The 17,307-nt window shown below is 38.2% G+C and carries 18 protein-coding genes; 10 read left to right on the forward strand and 8 right to left on the reverse strand.

Features of this window, described 5'->3' with window-relative positions; translation table 11 throughout:
* Window positions 1-540: 540 nt before the first annotated feature.
* The 6 genes from cyoE (at window position 541) to KS419_RS01200 (ending at window position 5,437) form a co-directional block, all read left to right on the forward strand.
* Window positions 541-1,494 (forward strand): heme o synthase, encoded by a 954-nt coding sequence (gene cyoE / locus KS419_RS01175; RefSeq protein ID WP_217064270.1) that lies wholly within the window; start codon window positions 541-543, stop codon window positions 1,492-1,494.
* 308 nt (window positions 1,495-1,802) lie between these two features.
* Window positions 1,803-1,949, forward strand: a complete 147-nt coding sequence (locus tag KS419_RS01180) for a hypothetical protein (protein ID WP_217064271.1) — start codon at window positions 1,803-1,805, stop codon at window positions 1,947-1,949.
* A 12-nt stretch (window positions 1,950-1,961) separates the two neighbouring features.
* Window positions 1,962-2,429: a cytochrome c oxidase subunit II gene (locus tag KS419_RS01185; protein WP_217064272.1), complete on the forward strand. Its 468-nt coding sequence runs from the start codon at window positions 1,962-1,964 to the stop codon at window positions 2,427-2,429.
* A gap of 13 nt (window positions 2,430-2,442) precedes the next feature.
* Window positions 2,443-4,122 (forward strand): cbb3-type cytochrome c oxidase subunit I, encoded by a 1,680-nt coding sequence (locus KS419_RS01190; RefSeq protein WP_217064273.1) that lies wholly within the window; start codon window positions 2,443-2,445, stop codon window positions 4,120-4,122.
* A 117-nt stretch (window positions 4,123-4,239) separates the two neighbouring features.
* Complete coding sequence (locus tag KS419_RS01195; RefSeq protein WP_217064274.1) at window positions 4,240-4,875, forward strand: SCO family protein; 636 nt, start codon at window positions 4,240-4,242, stop codon at window positions 4,873-4,875.
* Between the two features lie 4 nt (window positions 4,876-4,879).
* On the forward strand, window positions 4,880-5,437 hold the full coding sequence (locus tag KS419_RS01200; protein WP_217064275.1) for a hypothetical protein: 558 nt from the start codon (window positions 4,880-4,882) through the stop codon (window positions 5,435-5,437).
* Between the two features lie 240 nt (window positions 5,438-5,677).
* Here the strand turns inward: KS419_RS01200 and KS419_RS01205 are convergent, their stop codons facing one another.
* From KS419_RS01205 to KS419_RS01215, 3 genes are all read right to left on the reverse strand, one after another.
* Window positions 5,678-6,163, reverse strand: a complete 486-nt coding sequence (locus KS419_RS01205) for a flavin reductase family protein (RefSeq protein WP_217064276.1) — start codon at window positions 6,161-6,163, stop codon at window positions 5,678-5,680.
* 226 nt (window positions 6,164-6,389) lie between these two features.
* Window positions 6,390-7,652, reverse strand: coding sequence for a CYP152 family fatty-acid peroxygenase CypC (gene cypC, locus KS419_RS01210; RefSeq protein ID WP_217064277.1), 1,263 nt, complete (start codon window positions 7,650-7,652; stop codon window positions 6,390-6,392).
* A gap of 191 nt (window positions 7,653-7,843) precedes the next feature.
* The gene (locus KS419_RS01215; protein ID WP_380086995.1) at window positions 7,844-8,740 is read right to left on the reverse strand and encodes an HAD family hydrolase; all 897 of its coding nucleotides are present in this window, start codon (window positions 8,738-8,740) and stop codon (window positions 7,844-7,846) included.
* 116 nt (window positions 8,741-8,856) lie between these two features.
* Between KS419_RS01215 and KS419_RS01220 the strand changes: the two genes are divergently transcribed.
* The gene (locus KS419_RS01220; RefSeq protein WP_246593589.1) at window positions 8,857-9,564 is read left to right on the forward strand and encodes a DUF421 domain-containing protein; all 708 of its coding nucleotides are present in this window, start codon (window positions 8,857-8,859) and stop codon (window positions 9,562-9,564) included.
* Window positions 9,565-9,632: 68 nt separating this feature from the next.
* Here the strand turns inward: KS419_RS01220 and KS419_RS01225 are convergent, their stop codons facing one another.
* Both KS419_RS01225 and acsA read right to left on the reverse strand, forming a co-directional pair.
* Window positions 9,633-10,946 carry an L-lactate MFS transporter gene (locus tag KS419_RS01225; protein WP_343215010.1) on the reverse strand — a complete coding sequence of 438 codons (1,314 nt, stop codon included), beginning with the start codon at window positions 10,944-10,946 and terminating at the stop codon, window positions 9,633-9,635.
* A 43-nt stretch (window positions 10,947-10,989) separates the two neighbouring features.
* On the reverse strand, window positions 10,990-12,708 hold the full coding sequence (acsA, locus tag KS419_RS01230; protein WP_217064279.1) for an acetate--CoA ligase: 1,719 nt from the start codon (window positions 12,706-12,708) through the stop codon (window positions 10,990-10,992).
* Between the two features lie 273 nt (window positions 12,709-12,981).
* Between acsA and KS419_RS01235 the strand changes: the two genes are divergently transcribed.
* From KS419_RS01235 to KS419_RS01245, 3 genes are all read left to right on the forward strand, one after another.
* Window positions 12,982-13,638 carry a LytTR family DNA-binding domain-containing protein gene (locus tag KS419_RS01235; RefSeq protein WP_217064280.1) on the forward strand — a complete coding sequence of 219 codons (657 nt, stop codon included), beginning with the start codon at window positions 12,982-12,984 and terminating at the stop codon, window positions 13,636-13,638.
* A 114-nt stretch (window positions 13,639-13,752) separates the two neighbouring features.
* Window positions 13,753-13,959, forward strand: coding sequence for a hypothetical protein (locus KS419_RS01240; protein WP_217064281.1), 207 nt, complete (start codon window positions 13,753-13,755; stop codon window positions 13,957-13,959).
* A 266-nt stretch (window positions 13,960-14,225) separates the two neighbouring features.
* Window positions 14,226-15,032, forward strand: coding sequence for an HAD family hydrolase (locus tag KS419_RS01245; RefSeq protein ID WP_217064282.1), 807 nt, complete (start codon window positions 14,226-14,228; stop codon window positions 15,030-15,032).
* Here KS419_RS01245 and KS419_RS01250 read toward each other — a convergent pair.
* The 3 genes from KS419_RS01250 to KS419_RS01260 form a co-directional block, all read right to left on the reverse strand.
* Complete coding sequence (locus KS419_RS01250; RefSeq protein WP_217064283.1) at window positions 14,995-16,002, reverse strand: lysylphosphatidylglycerol synthase transmembrane domain-containing protein; 1,008 nt, start codon at window positions 16,000-16,002, stop codon at window positions 14,995-14,997. The genes KS419_RS01245 and KS419_RS01250 overlap by 38 nt on opposite strands.
* Window positions 15,938-16,576, reverse strand: a complete 639-nt coding sequence (locus KS419_RS01255; protein WP_217064284.1) for an MDR/zinc-dependent alcohol dehydrogenase-like family protein — start codon at window positions 16,574-16,576, stop codon at window positions 15,938-15,940. The genes KS419_RS01250 and KS419_RS01255 overlap by 65 nt, the downstream gene beginning before the upstream one ends.
* A gap of 13 nt (window positions 16,577-16,589) precedes the next feature.
* Window positions 16,590-17,307: nucleoside recognition domain-containing protein (locus KS419_RS01260; protein WP_281419752.1), on the reverse strand; the 718-nt coding region annotated here is incomplete at its 5' end.

The raw sequence follows: 17,307 nt of genomic DNA on the forward strand, positions 1-17,307 counted from the left end.
AATTATTCACTCGCTTGTATAAAGAATGTTATTAGGAGCAAAAGTGTACATGCTTAGATAAGCAAAAATGTACATTAAGATACAAGCATTTATACAAGTTCGGGCATCTTCTTACCGAAACTCCGACTGACACATCCGTTGGGGCACTAGTTCGAGCATCTTCTTACCGAAACTCCAAACTCCCCTCACGTTCGGGCACAAGTTCGTGCAACTTCCTACCGAAACTCCGGACGGCCCTCCCGTTCGGGCACAAGTTCGCTCATCTTCCTACCAAATACCAGCTCGAACCGCTCGTTAGGGCACAAGTTCAAGCAAGGATGACCAAAAATGAAAAACCAGTGTTTTATACATTCTTCCTTTGCTTTCTTCCTTCCTCTTCGAATATCATAATGCTGTCTTAAAGACAAATAACCTGTAAAGTGCGATTTCCCTCTTCAGTGACATGTATCACCTCCACATTTTTGTGATTTATGGTAAAGTTATTTTACATACTAACATCTGGGGAAATCCGTCCTGGGTAATAGAGAGGTGTGGAAAGAAATGAGCAAACTTGAAATCCCCATTCCCTGGAATAAAGATGATAGTCAACCACAATCCAATCACTATAAGGTGAAATCAGCTTTTATTCAATTTCTTTCTGATATTGCCTATTTGATAAAAGCACCAGTGTTACTTGCAAATATTCTTCCGGTTTTCACCGGTTATTGGTTATCACTTCACTTTACAAATAGTTCATTTGGGAATCACTTTCTCATGTTTTTTTTCGTCATTACAGGCAGTACTTTAGTGATGGCTGGGGCCCTCGTCATTAATAACTGGTACGATCATGATATTGATAAAGTAATGGCAAGAACTCTTAAGCGTCCAACAGTCACAGGTAACATCCCTTTAAGTTCGGTCTACTGGTTAGGCATATCATTAAGTGTTCTCGGATTTATCCTCCTTTTATTTACGACATGGAGCACCGTACTCTATAGTTTCATCGGGTGGTTTACCTATGTGGTTTTATATACCATGTGGACCAAGAGAAGATACACATTAAATACGGTCATTGGAAGCATTTCCGGTGCAGTAACTCCGTTGATCGGCTGGGCAGCTATTGCACCGGTAAATCACATTGTTCCAATCATCTTGTTTCTTCTTCTCTTTATTTGGCAAATGCCACATACATTTGCCATAGCCATAAGAAAGTACGAGGAATACCGGGAGGCAAGAGTTGCTATGCTTCCTGTTGTTCATGGATTTCCAATTACGAAGCGACAAACCGTTGTTTATATAGCTTGTCTATTGCCGCTCCCCTTTTATTTAGGGGATCTTGGAACAGCCTTCATTGGAATCACCACTATAATGAATTTTCTATGGCTCGCATTGGCTTTTTATGGCCTCTTTACAAAATATGATACTAAGTGGGCAACGATTGTTTTTCTTTATTCTGTGAATTATATTACAATCGTATTTTTGGTGATGGTAATCGTTACTTGGCCAGTTGGCTAATTCCACCTTTCACAATATTCTCAAGGCGAGATTGAGACATAACTAAAGTGTTTAATTGAAAATCCGAACAATACACAATCATAAGGTCGTATATTTGTATCAACAGTATTTCGTACGGGTTTCTCATTTACACTTATGTCCCCAGTCTCGTTTTTTCATGTCCTCTAACTCCCCTTTACCAACAGCTTTTTTCCCAAAGAACTATACCTTTATTAAAAAAATTTTTTTGTTGGTGATGCACCTCACCTCCTCCTTCTGTTTTTTCCATTACGATGAAGATAGAAGAAAACAGAGGGAGGTTGGATGGAATGGAAAATCTTAAAGTATCACAGGAGGAAAAAACCGAAGAAAAATATGGTGCTTCCATAGGTACCTGGTTTTCATTAGGAATTGTTCTTGCAGTTATTACCGCTACTAATCTATTACTCTTCTGGCTGTATATGGCCAGGGTTTAGGGGGGAATCAGGATGAAATTTCATTTAGATGAAAAAATATGGCTTATTGCCAGCTTCGGCGTCATTATTGGAATGATGTTATTTACAGGATACCAAACCTTTGTTTTAGGAATGGGGCCACCAAGTCATATGGAAACAATCGATCCGCAAAAGGTAGATGAAACTTCACCTTTTGACGAACCAGGTCTCTACCAAATTGGGGAAAATGAATATGAAGTAGTCATGACATTGCAATTATTCAGCTTTACACCAAATGAAATCGAAATTCCAGCTGGGGCAACGGTACATTTCACATTAACATCAAAAGACGTTACTCACGGATTTCAGATTGCAGGAACGAATGTAAATGCAATGGTAATGCCTGGACATATTCAAAAAATTACCCAGACATTCACGGAACCTGGAGAATATCTCGTTTTATGTAATGAATACTGCGGTACCGGTCATCAGTATATGGCCACTACCATTACGGTGAAATAAGGGGGGAACATCGATGGGAACAACGTTAAAACAATCATGGAAAGAGAAAGCTGATCAGGCTTTAGGTGCAAGCCCTGAAGATGCTACACTTTCAAAAACCTATTTATTTGTGTCTTTTATAACATTACTCATTGGTGGAGTTTTAGGACTTATACAAGGATTAAATCGGGCTGGCATTCTGGAATTACCTAGCTGGCTAAATTATTATCAAGTACTCACAGCACACGGAATACTTCTCATTCTTGTTTTTACAGCTTTATTTACAATAGGTTACTTTTATGCTGTACTATCTCATAACTTGGGAGGTCTCCTTCCAAAAGCACGAAAAATGGCTTGGATTGGTTTTGGTCTCAAGGTTATTGGTCTTATATTCGTCATTGTTCCGATTATTATGAATGAAGCATCGGTCATGTTTACGTTTTATCCACCACTTGCTGCACACCCTGTTTTCTATTTTGGATTAGTCTTATTAGTTGTTGGGGTATGGATGTGCGCATTTGGAGCATTTATTCAAGTGGCCAATTGGAGAAAGAAAAATAAAGGACAACATGTTCCAATCTTATCGTATTTTGCAACTGGTGTGTTTGTACTCCTATTTTTCAGTAGTATCCCCGTTGCCATTGAAGTTTTTATGATTATTCCTTGGGCAATTGGCTGGGTAGAAACAATCAATGTTATGTTGTCTAGAACACTATTTTGGGCTTTCGGTCATACATTAGTTAACATTTGGTATTTAACGGCTGTTTCAGCATGGTATGTGGTTGTTCCAAAAATCATCGGGGGCCGACGATTCAGTGACACCTTAACTCGAGTTGTTATCATTTTACTTGTTATATTAAACATTCCAGGAGGTTTTCACCATCAAATTATTGATCCAGGAATTGCAGAATCCGTTAAATTCCTGCATGTATTCATGAGCTTGGCAATCGGGTTTCCTTCTTTAATGACTGCCTATGCCATGTTTGCTGTATTTGAAAAAACTGCCAGAAAAAAAGGTGGAAAAGGACTGTTTCGCTGGTTCAATAAATTACCGTGGGGAGATGTCCGTTTCTTGGCACCAATGGTAGCTATGATTGCGTTTATACCAGGTGGTGCAGGTGGAATTGCCCAAAGTACCAACCAATTGAATCAAGTAGCACATAATACTCTGTGGGTAGTTGGGCACTTCCATTTAACACTTGGAACAACCGCTGCATTAACTTTCTTTGGTATCAGCTATTGGTTAGTTCCTTATTTGTCTAAACGTGTGTTAACACCTGCTATTAATAGACTTGGAGTAATACAAACTATCTTTTGGTCAGCAGGTATGATCTTTATGGCTGGTGCGATGCACTGGGTAGGATTACTTGGATCTCCACGAAGGACTTCCTATACCACTTATTTTGATAATGCAACTGCGTTAAGTTGGGATCCTTATCTCATTTTCTTGGCTGTGGGAGGAACTCTACTCATGATCGGTGTACTGATCCAAGTGTATGCGGTGATACACCTCATGTTCTTTGCACCAAAAGGAGAAACGGAATTCCCAATCGCTGAGGAAGAAGATAATGCATCTAAAACGCCTTATTGGACAGAACGCTGGGGAATGATAATCGTGATCATGCTCCTTGTCATTGCAATGGGATATGTTATTCCATTAGTAGAGATGATAGTCAATGCACCTCCAGGTTCTCCCCCATTCCGTCCATGGTAAAAATGGGGTCGAGGAACAGGACGTCAATCAAGTAACTTGAAAAAGGGATAGCCCTGACAGCAGGTCTATCCCTCTCTTAACACTATTTTTATTTTACTAAATTAGGACGTGATCACGATGATCAAATATAAACAGACAACTTTTGCAAGTGCAATAGTGATCCTCTTTGGAATTATATTATTTTATGTTGGGACGGATGGATTTCGTGCCTATACCGCAGAATCAGCAAGACTATATCAATTAATGGAACAAAATCCAGCTTTTCCAGATGTAACACTTGAGGACAGCAATGGAAAAATATATCCAATCTCCGAACTAAAGGATAAGTACCTCTTTATTACCTTTATGTATACGAGCTGCGGCACCGTTTGTCCCATTTTGGAAATGAATATGGGACAGGTGTATGAACAATTACCTGAAGAATACATTGGTGATGAAATCGTTTTTTTAAGTATTAGTTTCGATATTGAACGGGATGATCCTGCCACATTAGCTCAATACAAGGAGCATTTTTACCAAGCTGACGGGAAAACGTGGCGGATGGCAAGAATCCCAAATGAAGACGAGTTATCAAATTTATTAAATGAGTTTGGAGTGATTGTGATCCCAGACGGAACTGGAAACTTTGCCCATAACTCAGCCTTTTATTTTGTTGACCGAAATGGTTTTCTTATCGAAGTGATGGATTACACAGAAATTGACGGGGCTGCCAAAACCGTACTTGAAATCCTGGAAAGGGAGAAAGGGGAATAAAGCTATGAAACATTTAATCTATGGTTTACTCATTTTTATGGTTATGGCCCTCCCTCCTGTTTCCAATTTACTAGAATCCATAATGATCGTGCACATGCATATGCAAATGCCTATTTTAGTTGTGTCTGGTTTCATAATGGGCCGTTTCTTTCAAATATATTTTCCTGTCTTTTTCAATAAGTGGAATGAAAACGGATTTCCAGGGATCTTATTATTTTGTATCATCATGCTTTATTGGATGCTCCCCCGGACAATGGATGAGGCCTTAACAGTTCAAAGTGTCCAAATCTTTAAATTTATAAGTCTACCATTTCTTGCAGGAATCCCGCTTCGTGACAGCTGGGGAAAACTAAGTTCAAACGCAAAAAATATAATTATAGCAGTATTTACCTTTGTCTTCATTGTGATGGGGATTATTTACATTTTTTCACCCGAACAAATATGTAACAATTATCTAATAGTAGAGCAAATCACCCTAGGCTGGGGATTTATTACCATGGCAATATGTATGATGATTTACTTGGCTTATAAAACATCTATTAATCCAGAAGAGTATGAATGAGTAACCAGTAAAATTGTCGAATTAGTCGTTTTTAGGGATTCACTCCCTTTCTGACATGTTCCGCAGGAGCCAATTTCAGTTAACCAGTCCCCTTTATCAGCGTTATTGTTTTTTTAGATTACCAACAAATAGTAAAGACCAAATCACTATGCGATTCGGTCTCAAAATTGATTTTCCTGTTTTACTGTTTCTCCCAAAAAAACTAAATTACTTGAATGATATAAAGAAACTCGAAAATCATTATTTGTAAAATTGATCAGGAATACTTCCAAATTTTCTGTTGTGGTACAAGAGTGGATCTTTTACATTGTTTTGGATATGAATGACTTTTCCAATCAAGATGGAATGATCTCCTGCATCTATAACATTATAAGTCTCACATTCTAACACACCTGCAGTTTCTTTAATAATTGGTAGATTATGCTGAGATAATTCCCACTCACAATTAGCGAATCTGTCTGCACCTTTTGTGGCAAACAGGCTGCAAATATCACTCTGATTCCCTGCCAAAATATGGACAGCAAATTTATTCGCTTTTATGAAAGGTTCATAAGATGATACTTTTTTATCAATAGACCATAAAATTAAAAGGGGATCAATCGAAACGGAGGCAAAGGAATTTACTGTAAGTCCAAGTGGCGTTCCTTGACCATCACTTGTTGTAACAACGGTCACACCAGTAGGGTAATTTCCCATCACTTCTTTAAATACTGAAACATTATCCATTTATACTACACCTCTCCAATGAACTATTCAAATTTTCTATAATAATATGTTTACCAGGTACTATAACACGATGAAAAATAAGCAATCAAGAAAAATGCTCACTTGAAGCAACCTACTAGAAATGGAGTACTCACAAATACATTTTAGTTTCACGATAAGACAAAGGAGAAACCCATTCAAATCGAAGAGTAGATTCCTGTTGAAGGATCTGCTTAACTTTTATTCTCTATTGGATCTGTTCACTTCCCTTGATGGATCTCATAATAAATCCGCTTTCTGGCAATGATGGCATCCTGACAAGACTATAGGATAAATCCTGTTCCGGAACTTCATAATTCACTTTATTCACTAAAAAATACAACGAAGCTTTCATCACTTCTAGGGTAATGCCTTCCCCTGGGCACCGATGTCCCTTCTCCGGATCACCGCCTCCTTGAGGAATAAAGTCAAATAAACTACCCGCCCTATTTTTAAATCGTTCCGGTTTAAACGCTTCTGGTTGATGCCACAATCTTGCATCATGATTGGTTCCATACATATCTAGGATTACAAGTTGTCCTTTTTTAAAATTACAATTCTTCCAAGTGAAGTCCGTTTTTACTCTGGCTCCAATAAAGGGGCCGAAAGGATAATAACGCCGAACCTCTTGGGAGAAATACTCAAGCCATTCCCCATTCTTTAACGCAAGCTTTTCTTTATATTTTGGATACTTATGTAAAGCGAGGGCCGAAAAAGTGATAAAAGTGGAGATGGCTACAATAGGCCTTAAAACATTAATGAGTTCAATGGCAGCCATTCGAGCATTCAGTTCTCTCCCATGAAGGTCTTTGTGGAAAGCCATAGCATACAATGGGGAGTTTTTTAATGCTTTTTCTGTTCCAGATCTAACGTCATTAATAATTCCTTCGATCCATTCTTCCGTTCTTGTTCTCGCTCTTCTCCCTTTCCAATGTCTCGGACCAATTGCTCCAAAAGCATCTACCATGGCGCTGAAATCCTCGGCTCTTTCTTTCACTTCTCTTTCTTCAAGGGGAACTCCGGCCCAGTCACAAGCTACTTTGCACAACAACTTCGATGCCTCATGATATAGAATAATTTCATCTTCTTTTTCCCATTTCCCTATGCAACGATCCCATTCTTCCATGACAAGGTCTGAAAGTTGCTTTTGATGAGAAGTAGTCATCATCGACATAAAGAGGACTTTGCGATGCAAATGCTCTTCCCCATCCATCGTCTGAATGGCATTTTGCCCAAATAGTGTCTTTTGGACTCTTTTTGGTGCTGCTCCAGCCCTTTCAAAGCGCTCAGAATCGTAAAAAAGTTTTGCTCCCTCTTCTCCGCTCAAACAAATAACTGACTGCCCTAATAAACGGGCTTCGAATAAATCAGTCCCATAACGTTCCACTCTATTTTTAATAAATAAATAACCTTCCTGTATTAGTGTTATACTATTATCAATACTCTTGTCTTTTGGAACCTGTTCACCCATCAATTTTCTCTCCTTTTCATAATAGCATTTACTGCCTCCTGCCCAGCCATTTTATTTATGAGATTCAGCATAGGCTTCTATGAACAGTAGTTTCCTATTTTTCAGGGAAAAATATACTTCCCCGCAGAAAAGGTTACTCCACTAAAAGAAGTCCTGAACCATGAAATAACTAATTGGTCACGGACACTCCCTCAATTATTAAAAAATCTTTGTTTTAAGTAATGACACACCCCATCTTCATCACAAGTATACTCTGTGACATCATCGGCTAAATCTTTTATTAGATCCGGTGCATTTTTCATTGCAACAGAATGGTGTACAAATTTCAGCATTTGAATATCATTGTTACTATCTCCAATCGCCAATGTTTTTTCATGAGAAACATTAAATCGGTTTAACATCTGTTTTATTCCTGTAGCTTTGTTTACATTGGCAACCATCACTTCCACATTGTGTAAGGAGGATGTTGATGTTGTAAAATCCATTTCGCCCTTCAACTTATCTAGTTCATCAATCCATCGATTAATTTTTTCCTTTGTCCTCGCGAAAAAGTAAAACTTCGAAAATTTTTCGCCAACAATAGACTCCACCCAATCAATTTCCCCTTTGATAGCCTGTTTACGGGAAAGCCACTCATTGATCCCTACACTCTCTGGCTTAGGATCTGTTATTTCATCTATTACAAATTGTCTGTCCTGACTTAAGGTTATCCGGGAAAATCCATAGGGAAAAAGCTCATAGTACACTTTGTTTTCCCTGGCCTTATCAATGATCGTTTCCACTAATTTCCGTGAGAGGGAATGTTCAAATACAACCTTCTCCCCTACGTATCCTGCCATTCCGTTAGAAGTAATGAGACCATCCACTTGAAAGCCTTCTGGTACTACTCCTTCTATCTCCTCTATTGATCTTCCAGTAGCTATGAATACAAGTAATCCTTCTGTGCGTAATTTATCAATTATTTCTTTCGTACGATTTGTTACCTTATTATAATGATTTAATATAGTCCCATCCATGTCTAAAAATATAGCCTTCGTTTCAGAATCCACTACATGTCCTCCTAAATTGTAATAATATAGCAATATCATACACTTAGTTATTTCCAATCTCAATAAACGTTTGATATTCTTTTTTTCTCAACCTGAATAGGGTAATCCACTAAGGGAAACTTAAAGGAAAATAACATGGTCGGGAGGTTATTACATTGGAAATAGCAGCAACAGAGTGGATTTGGAAATCTGCCTTAATTGTTCTTGGAGGTATTGTATTACTTAGGGTTGCTGGCCGAAAATCCATATCACAAATGACACTGGCTCAAACCGTTATTATGATTGGTATTGGTTCATTATTAATTCAACCCCTTGCTGGTGAAAATATTTGGTCTACCTTATATGTTGGGGCATTACTCGTATTAACATTAATTATTGTGGAATATAGTCAACTTAAGTTTAACTTCCTGGAAGAATTAGTAACCGGGAATTCTAAAGTCTTAGTAGAGAATGGCCATTTGAATATTAAAAATCTGAGAAGTGTCCGTTTAACAGTGGACCAGTTGGAAACTCAACTAAGACTAAACAGTATTTCAAAGATAAGCGATGTGAAATGGGCTACCATTGAACCAAACGGACAAGTGGCTTTTGTTTTAAAAGACGATAATCAACCAGCCACTAAAAAGGACCTTGCCACCATAAACCAAGAGTTGAATCAGATTAAAGGGTTGATTAGCAGCAACAAGCCTCAATGGAGTCATACAAAAACAGAACAAACACAAGTAATGATTGAAAACTTAAACAACCAAATCACTCAGCTGAAAAATCAGTTAAAGACATATACTAATAATGAAGATCAAGACATCTTCAAAGAGATTGAAAATGAATCACATCAAACTCCCCCTCCGAAACATTTACAATAAAAACCTATTGTGACGTGTTAAATCACAATAGGTTACTAAACAACTTAAGAAGTTTAATTCCACAAAAGTTACTGTTTTTGTTGGCTTGTATTCAGCATAGGTGGGCGACTGGATTCGAGTGGTGTGCCATATCCATCTTCAACTTGAGAAAGAACGGGGGCTTTTCCTTGTTGTTTGGCCTTTTCCATTCTCTTTATATCCATCTTTAATAAAATCGAGAGGATAAGTGCTAACGTTATTAATGCCGAAAAGACATAGAAAACAGGAATATAACTCTCTGTACGCTCTCTAATTTGAGATACTAACAGTGGTCCAAGAATTCCTCCTAAAGACCAAGTCGTCAGGAGAAATCCGTGAATGGCACCTAGTTGTCGTGTTCCAAATAAATCCCCGATAAAAGCTGGAAGATTTGAAAATCCACCTCCATAACAACTTACGACAATAAAGACAAATACTTGGAATAGAAGGATATTAGTAATATTTGGTAATGTCAGAAATGCAATTAGCTGTAGGATAAAGAATGTCAAAAATACAGTCGGTCGTCCGATATAATCGGATATGGCCGCCCATCCCAACCTGCCTCCCCCGTTAAATATACCCATTATACCTACCATTGCTGCAGCACCTGCTGCGGATAAACCGACTACCTCCTGCGCCATTGGAGAAGCAACGGATATCATCATGATCCCGGCAGTTGTATTAATCAACATCATACCCCATAACATCCAAAACCTTCTTGTTCGAACCGCTTCCCGTGCAGCTAATTGTGCAAGATCCATCTTGAGAGTTTTTTTACCAGCCTGGATTGCTTCTTTCATTCCTTCTGGCATCCACCCTTCTGGTGGTGGTGCAATATAGAAAGCACCAAGTACCATCAGAACAAAATAACTGAACCCTAGAAGATAGAAAGTGATTGGAATCGTTAAGGAATCCATGAGAAAAGCTGCAATTGGAGCCGTAATCAATGCTCCTGTTCCGAACCCTAATACCGCCATTCCAGTTGCTAAGCCTCTTCGATCTGGAAACCATTTAACAAGAGTCGAGACCGGTGCAATATAACCGAGACCCATCCCTAATCCACTGGCAACACCATAGGTAAGAAGAAAGAGAGTAAGGGAATCAATGGCAACTGCAATCCCTGTCCCTGCCTGACCTGACCCAAATAAAATGGCAGCAATGATAGCCGATTTTCTCGGACCATTTTTTTCCACAAATGTGCCGAAAAATGCTGCCGCTATCCCAGCAAGGGCCATCATAATCGTAAAGGATAGTGTGATACCAGTAAGTGACCAATCCATGATATCACGGATTGGATAGGTATAGACACTATAGGCATATGCAGCACCAATAGATAGATGAATGGCAATGGCAGACAAAGCAATTAATCATCTGTTTTTCCTCATATGATATCCCCCTTAAAAAGTATTAATCTTCCATCGTAGATAAATCACCGGTGGGTAAATCTAGTTCCCATGCCTTTAAAACCCTTCTCATAATCTTTCCGCTTCTCGTTTTTGGCAATGAGTCTTTAAATTCCATTTCCCTTGGTGCAGCATGGGCAGCCAGCCCCTTTTTCACAAAACTGCGAATTTCTTCTTGCAACTCTTCACTTGGCGCATATCCATCCCTCAACGAAATAAAGGCTTTAATGATTTCTCCTCGGACAGGGTCTGGTTTTCCGATTACTCCTGCTTCTGCAACCGCAGGGTGTTCTACTAATTTACTTTCAATTTCAAATGGACCGACACGCTCACCTGCTGTCATAATAACGTCATCTACACGCCCTTGAAACCAGAAGTAACCATCTTCATCCATGTAGGCCGAATCCCCTGAGACATACCAATCACCAGAAAGAAAATAGGATTCGTATTTTTCAGGCCGATTCCAGATAGCTCTCATCATCGAAGGCCAGCCCTTTTTTATGGCAAGATTCCCCATTCGATTTGGCGGCAGTTTATTTCCTTTGTCATCAACGATCGCTGCTTCCACACCAGGAATTGGTTTTCCCATGGAACCAGGTTTTATTTCCATTGATGGATAGTTACAAATAAGTTGTGCTCCAGTTTCTGTCATCCACCATGTATCATGAATTCGTAACTTCATGACTTCCATCCCCCAGCGGACCACTTCCGGGTTCAACGGCTCCCCTACACTTAACACATGTCTCAAGGAACTTAAATTATAGTTATTAAAAACGTCATTCCCTGCTCCCATCAACATTCGAAATGCTGTCGGTGCACTGTACCATACTGTCACTTGATGGTCTTCGATGGTCTGATACCAGTCATCTGGACTAAATCTTCCTCCACGGATCACATTGGAAACTCCCACAAGCCATGGTGCAAATACACCATATGATGTCCCCGTCACCCAACCAGGGTCTGCTGTACACCAATAAATATCATTTTCTTTTAAATCAAGAACCCATTTCGCTGTCTCATAATGTTGTACCATTGCGTTGTGAACATGTAAAACTCCCTTTGGTTTCCCTGTTGAACCAGACGTATAATGGAGGATCATTCCGTCTTCCCGGTCCACCCACTCTATCTCCAAAGTGGTAGTCGCCGTTTCAAAGTGACGATAAAAATCAACTGTTTGCGCATCTTCTTCCACACTTGATCCCACAAGGACGATTTTTTGAAGGTCTGGCAGTTCATCAACCGGCACACGTCCAATTAAATCAGGGGTAGTTATGATTACTTTTGCACTGCTGTCTTCCAACCTATCCTTCACAGCACCTTCCATGAATGCCTCAAATAATGGACCAACGATTGCCCCTAATTTAATTGCCCCTAGCAACACAAAATATAGTTCTGGTGTACGGGGCATGAAAATAAATACACGATCCCCTTTTCCAACACCTATGTTTCTTAATACATTTCCAGCTTTGTTTGAGAATTCTTTCATCTCTTGGAACGTATAATTTTCTTTCCTGTTTTGGTCTGAATAATATAAAGCTACGTTACTTCCCTTTCCTAAATCAGCATGACGGTCAATTGCTTCATACGCCATGTTCACAAGACCAGTTGTATGCCAAGAAAATTGTTGTTCTGCTTGATCCCATTCGTAGGAGTTGTATTGTTCTTCGTAATTTTTCAAGTTATGGTTTCCTGTTTGTTTAGGGGAGAGTATTTCTGTTATCATTTTGATAGCCTCCTTGTTTAATAATCCTATATAATAGTAGAAAAGAGTATCCCAGCGAGTTAAAGCGCTTACATTTTCTTTGAAAAAAATTGCGCTAGGTTTCTATCACCTAAGAAAACTACATTTCCACTATAAAAATATATTTTTTATTGTAAAGTAAAAGTGGTAGACTGTGTTAAGAAATGGATAGACGATTCTATTTCTAGATAGAACGGAAATATGTTTGATTAGTCAAAAAATTCACAACAATTGATTTTTTGGGGGGAGAAAAACTTGGAGAGTAATGTTGTTCTTCAATTATCTAAATTCATTGAAGATTGGGTTCCAAAAGAGGCTTCTATAGCAATTGCTGCTGGAGATAAGTATGTTTCTTACATCCCTGGGAATCACGACATTCGAATACATCAAGGACAATCCATTCCTTCGGGAAGTATTACAGAACGCGTTTATATGTATAAACGGAAAATTGAATCGTTAGTGGATAAATCGGTGTTTGGAGTTCCTTATTATGGAGTAGGTTATCCACTGGAAGATAAAGGATCTGGGTTCCAAGGAGCACTAACTGTAATTCTTCCACCGGATTACTCCTTATATCAACAACAAAACTTTATTATCGGAAGGAGAGGTGACATATGGTACCCCATAAATAAAGAAAAAATTATTTATATTGAGAGTAATCAAAAGAAAACACTTATTTATACGGAGGAAGGTTCCTTTCACTCAAAGTTTCCTCTGAAAACACTTGAAAATAGGCTTTCCGAATCGTTTATCCGGATTCACCGTTCTTATATCGTAAACATTTCTTACATAAGTCATATCTCCCGAGACTTCTCTTCAAATTTAGAAGTAACCTTAAAAAAGCCTGTAAATACAACACTTCTTATCAGTCAGAGTTATGTTCAAATAGTCCGCAAAATTTTAGGGTTTTAGTCCATGGTTCCACCACTTAAAAACATGAAAATTAAATTTTTTAACAAGTAACATTGATATGCATCCAGTTAAAGAACTAGATTAGGGCTTTATTATAGTAATGGGGGGAATTATATGAAGTTTGGCATGAGAACACCGAGTATTAAGAGGTCGTTGAAAGCACGTACTACAGGTCGGGCAAAAAGGGCTGTGAAGAAGGCCGTTGTTCCTGGCTATGGCAGAAAAGGAATGGGCTGGGTAAAAGATCCGAAAAGGGCAGCGTATAATAAAGTTTATAAGAAAACCTCCTTTAGTTTTTGGGACTTATTTAAGAGGAAGTAAGGGGTATCAAATCTATAAAAAGGTCGAGACATATTAATTCATGTCTCGACCTTTTTTTTTCACGGAATTCAATCAAAAGTTTCCTTTCTCAAACACTTATTTCATGTAATGTTGGGGAGATTATTCCCTGAATTTTATCTTTCATAGGAGCATAACTGTTTTACTAACTTAATATACCTTCATAAAAACAATACACCAACTTTAAAATGAATTAACATCCATTTGATATGATTACGCTAGATCATACGAAGGGGAGGAGAAGCAATTTGAATATCCGTGCAATGTTTATTGATATGGATGGAACTCTTTTAAAAACATCAAATGAGATCTCAAAAAGGAACAGAGAAGCGATTCAAATGCTTAAAAACCAAGGTGTAAAAGTATTCTTGGCAACTGGAAGACAGTACGAAATCACTGTCCCACACCATCGATCACTGGGTCTTCTGACACCGCTGATTTGTTTAAATGGAGCAGCTATCCATGATGGATTAACTGGCAAACTTATACAGGCAAATACCGTAAAAGTTGATAAGGATCACTTTCATACTATTACGGATGGAAATACATCAAACATCATTATTCATACAGTAAAAGGATTATATTGCAGTAGAATATCAAGGGAAGTGGAAGAATGGATTCGTGAAGGGAACGTTCATCCAGTCTATGTTGGTAATTTACGGGAAGCAGATTATTGTGATGTGCTTAAATATAGTGTAAGGACTGGTGCACTCCAGTTTCCTGTTACTGATCTCTTCTCAAAAGAAGCGGAAATCATTCACTGGAGTGATGGGTACGAAGTAATGGCAAAGAATATTTCAAAATGGTCCGCCATAAAAATCCTGATTCGTGCCTATGGAATCGCAAAAGAAGAAATTGTTACAATAGGAGACGGACCAAACGATATCCAGATGATACGTCATGCCGGTACTGGGGTTGCAATGGGAAATGCGTCTCCTATTATAAAATCAGCAGCAGATTTTATAACCACTCATCATGAACAGGATGGACTTGCAGAGTTTATTGAACGATACCTCATCAACAATCAGAATTACCAAATATCTGATGGTTTTTAACTGTTCTTCTGTTGTGTATAAATGATATAGCATATTCTATCCCTATACTCCCTAGACCGAAAAAGAAAACAAACCAGTAAGTAACAAAACGAAATAAGACAGCTAAAATAATGGCATCTGCCATACCAATTTGTAAAGATCCCAGTATGATAACAACACTTCCTTCAAAGGTGCCAAGTCCCCCTGGTGTTAACGGAAGCATGGAAATCATATATGCAATAAACGAAATGGCAGAGATAGTTAAATAATCTATATTCATATGTAAACTGCTATTTAATATTACAGCTTTAAGGGGAAAGAGACCCCAAATAACGAAAGATAAAAAGAAATGATAAAACCAATTTGTTTTTTGAAATACCAATTTTCTCAAAGCCGTTTCAAAAGATTGTAGTTGCTGAGTAAATTTTATGGGCCATTGCCTGTTTCGTTTACTTTTACTTAGCCAATTTTTCATGCTATTAATGTTTAAGGTAAGGAACAAGATAGCCGCTACCGTAACGACAATAAATAGAAAACTAGTTACCACAAGTTTTGGAATGTTAGTGGTGCTGTTAATCAAATAGATGATAGAGATGGAGGAGATGGGAACAAAAGCTAGCATACTGACTAATTTTTGTACACTGATTAATCCTACAGCTTCCCCGTATGAGCAGTTCAAACGTCTTTTCATCAGAATTACTTTTACCGCTTCTCCACCTGTTTTTGCTGCAGGAGTTATACTTTCCATTACCGTTCCTACCATTTGTATTCTGAACATTGTTTTATATTTTATTCCAGGAAACAATGGCTTCCCTAACAAAAACCATTGATAATTTACTAGAAAAATTGTTAATACTTGTAGCAAACAAAGGGAAATGATTGTCATTCGATTCACTTCTTCGATACTAGCTAAAATAGCCTGAAAATCACCTTTCCACACGAAGAGGCAAACAAGTAAGATCCCGATTAGTAAAAATACTATTTTTTTCATATTCAAAGTATCCTCCCGTAGATGGTTTAACAAACAATAAGGTGGACTTCATAGTGGAAAATGACTGGCTAATGGAATCCGTACAAAAACATTGGGTATTACAAGTCTTTCCATAAAAACATGAAATTCCTTTTTTGGGGCATCGCATTAATATTCTTGCATTGCAACGTCCTTTCTCTAGTAAATGAGATAATATGGTTTCTTGCGGAGCGGCCTGCAGGGCTATATGAGCAACAGAATATGGGCTGACATCTATGGATTGACCGTCACCCTTACAGACTTTCACTAGATTCTCCAAATTTAATAATTTAATTAATTTGGAAGCTCTTAATACGGCTATTTGATCGCAATCTACCACATAAACTTTCGCTCCCGTTTGGACAGCAATTTCAATAGCTGTCCATGGTAAGGCACCGCCACCAATACATAAAACATCATCATTTTCCTTAATTTCACCTAGCCTCACCTCCCGTTGAACAATTGGCCGATAGTATTTTCGCAATACGAAGGCAAGTGGTAAGCAATAACTAATCAGTTTCTCTAAACAGCTAGTAAATGCTGGTATGATTTTCATTCAACTCACCCTCCTATAACCCTGTAATTGCTCGTACTACTTGATTAATAACTCCACCTATAAAGAATGCAAATACAATCGTTGAAATTGTTATCAGAAGAGCCACCTTTGTTTTAAACTCTTTCATCAGTACAGCAAAGACAGATAGGCAGGGTAAATAAAGTAATGCAACAACGGACCCAACGAACATTTGTAAAAGTGATAAATCCATTTGAAGTAAAGGTAGAACTCCTAATTCCCGTCGAATTACCCCTAAAACTAAGGCTATACTCGCTTCCTCAGGTAGGCCGAGCCAATCTACAACAATAGGTTTCACATACTCTCCAGACGCAGTTAACAAACCAGTCTCAATGACAAAGGCAGCAATTAAAATTCCCATAATCATTGGAATTTCTGCCTCAATCATAAAATGTTTTGTACGTAAACCAATTTTTTTTATCAAGGCTCTTCCATTAGGCATTAAAAAGTTTGGTACCTCTATTAATAAAGGATCGACCCTCCCTTTAATCAATTTATTTAGCAAGAGACCACCAATCAATAGGACAAAGAATGAAACACAGAAAACTAGTATTAGCAAAAATATAGAATGGTCTCCTAATAATGCAATGAAAGCACCTGTTTGTGCCGTGCATGGAATAGCTAATGTAACTAAGGCAGCAACAATAAGCCTTTCTTTTCTCGTTGTTGCTGCTCTCGTTCCTATAATGGCAGGGACTGCGCATCCATAGCCC

Origin of the sequence: Evansella tamaricis, from assembly GCF_019042215.1 — a bacterium.
GTDB lineage: Bacteria > Bacillota > Bacilli > Bacillales > Salisediminibacteriaceae > Evansella > Evansella tamaricis.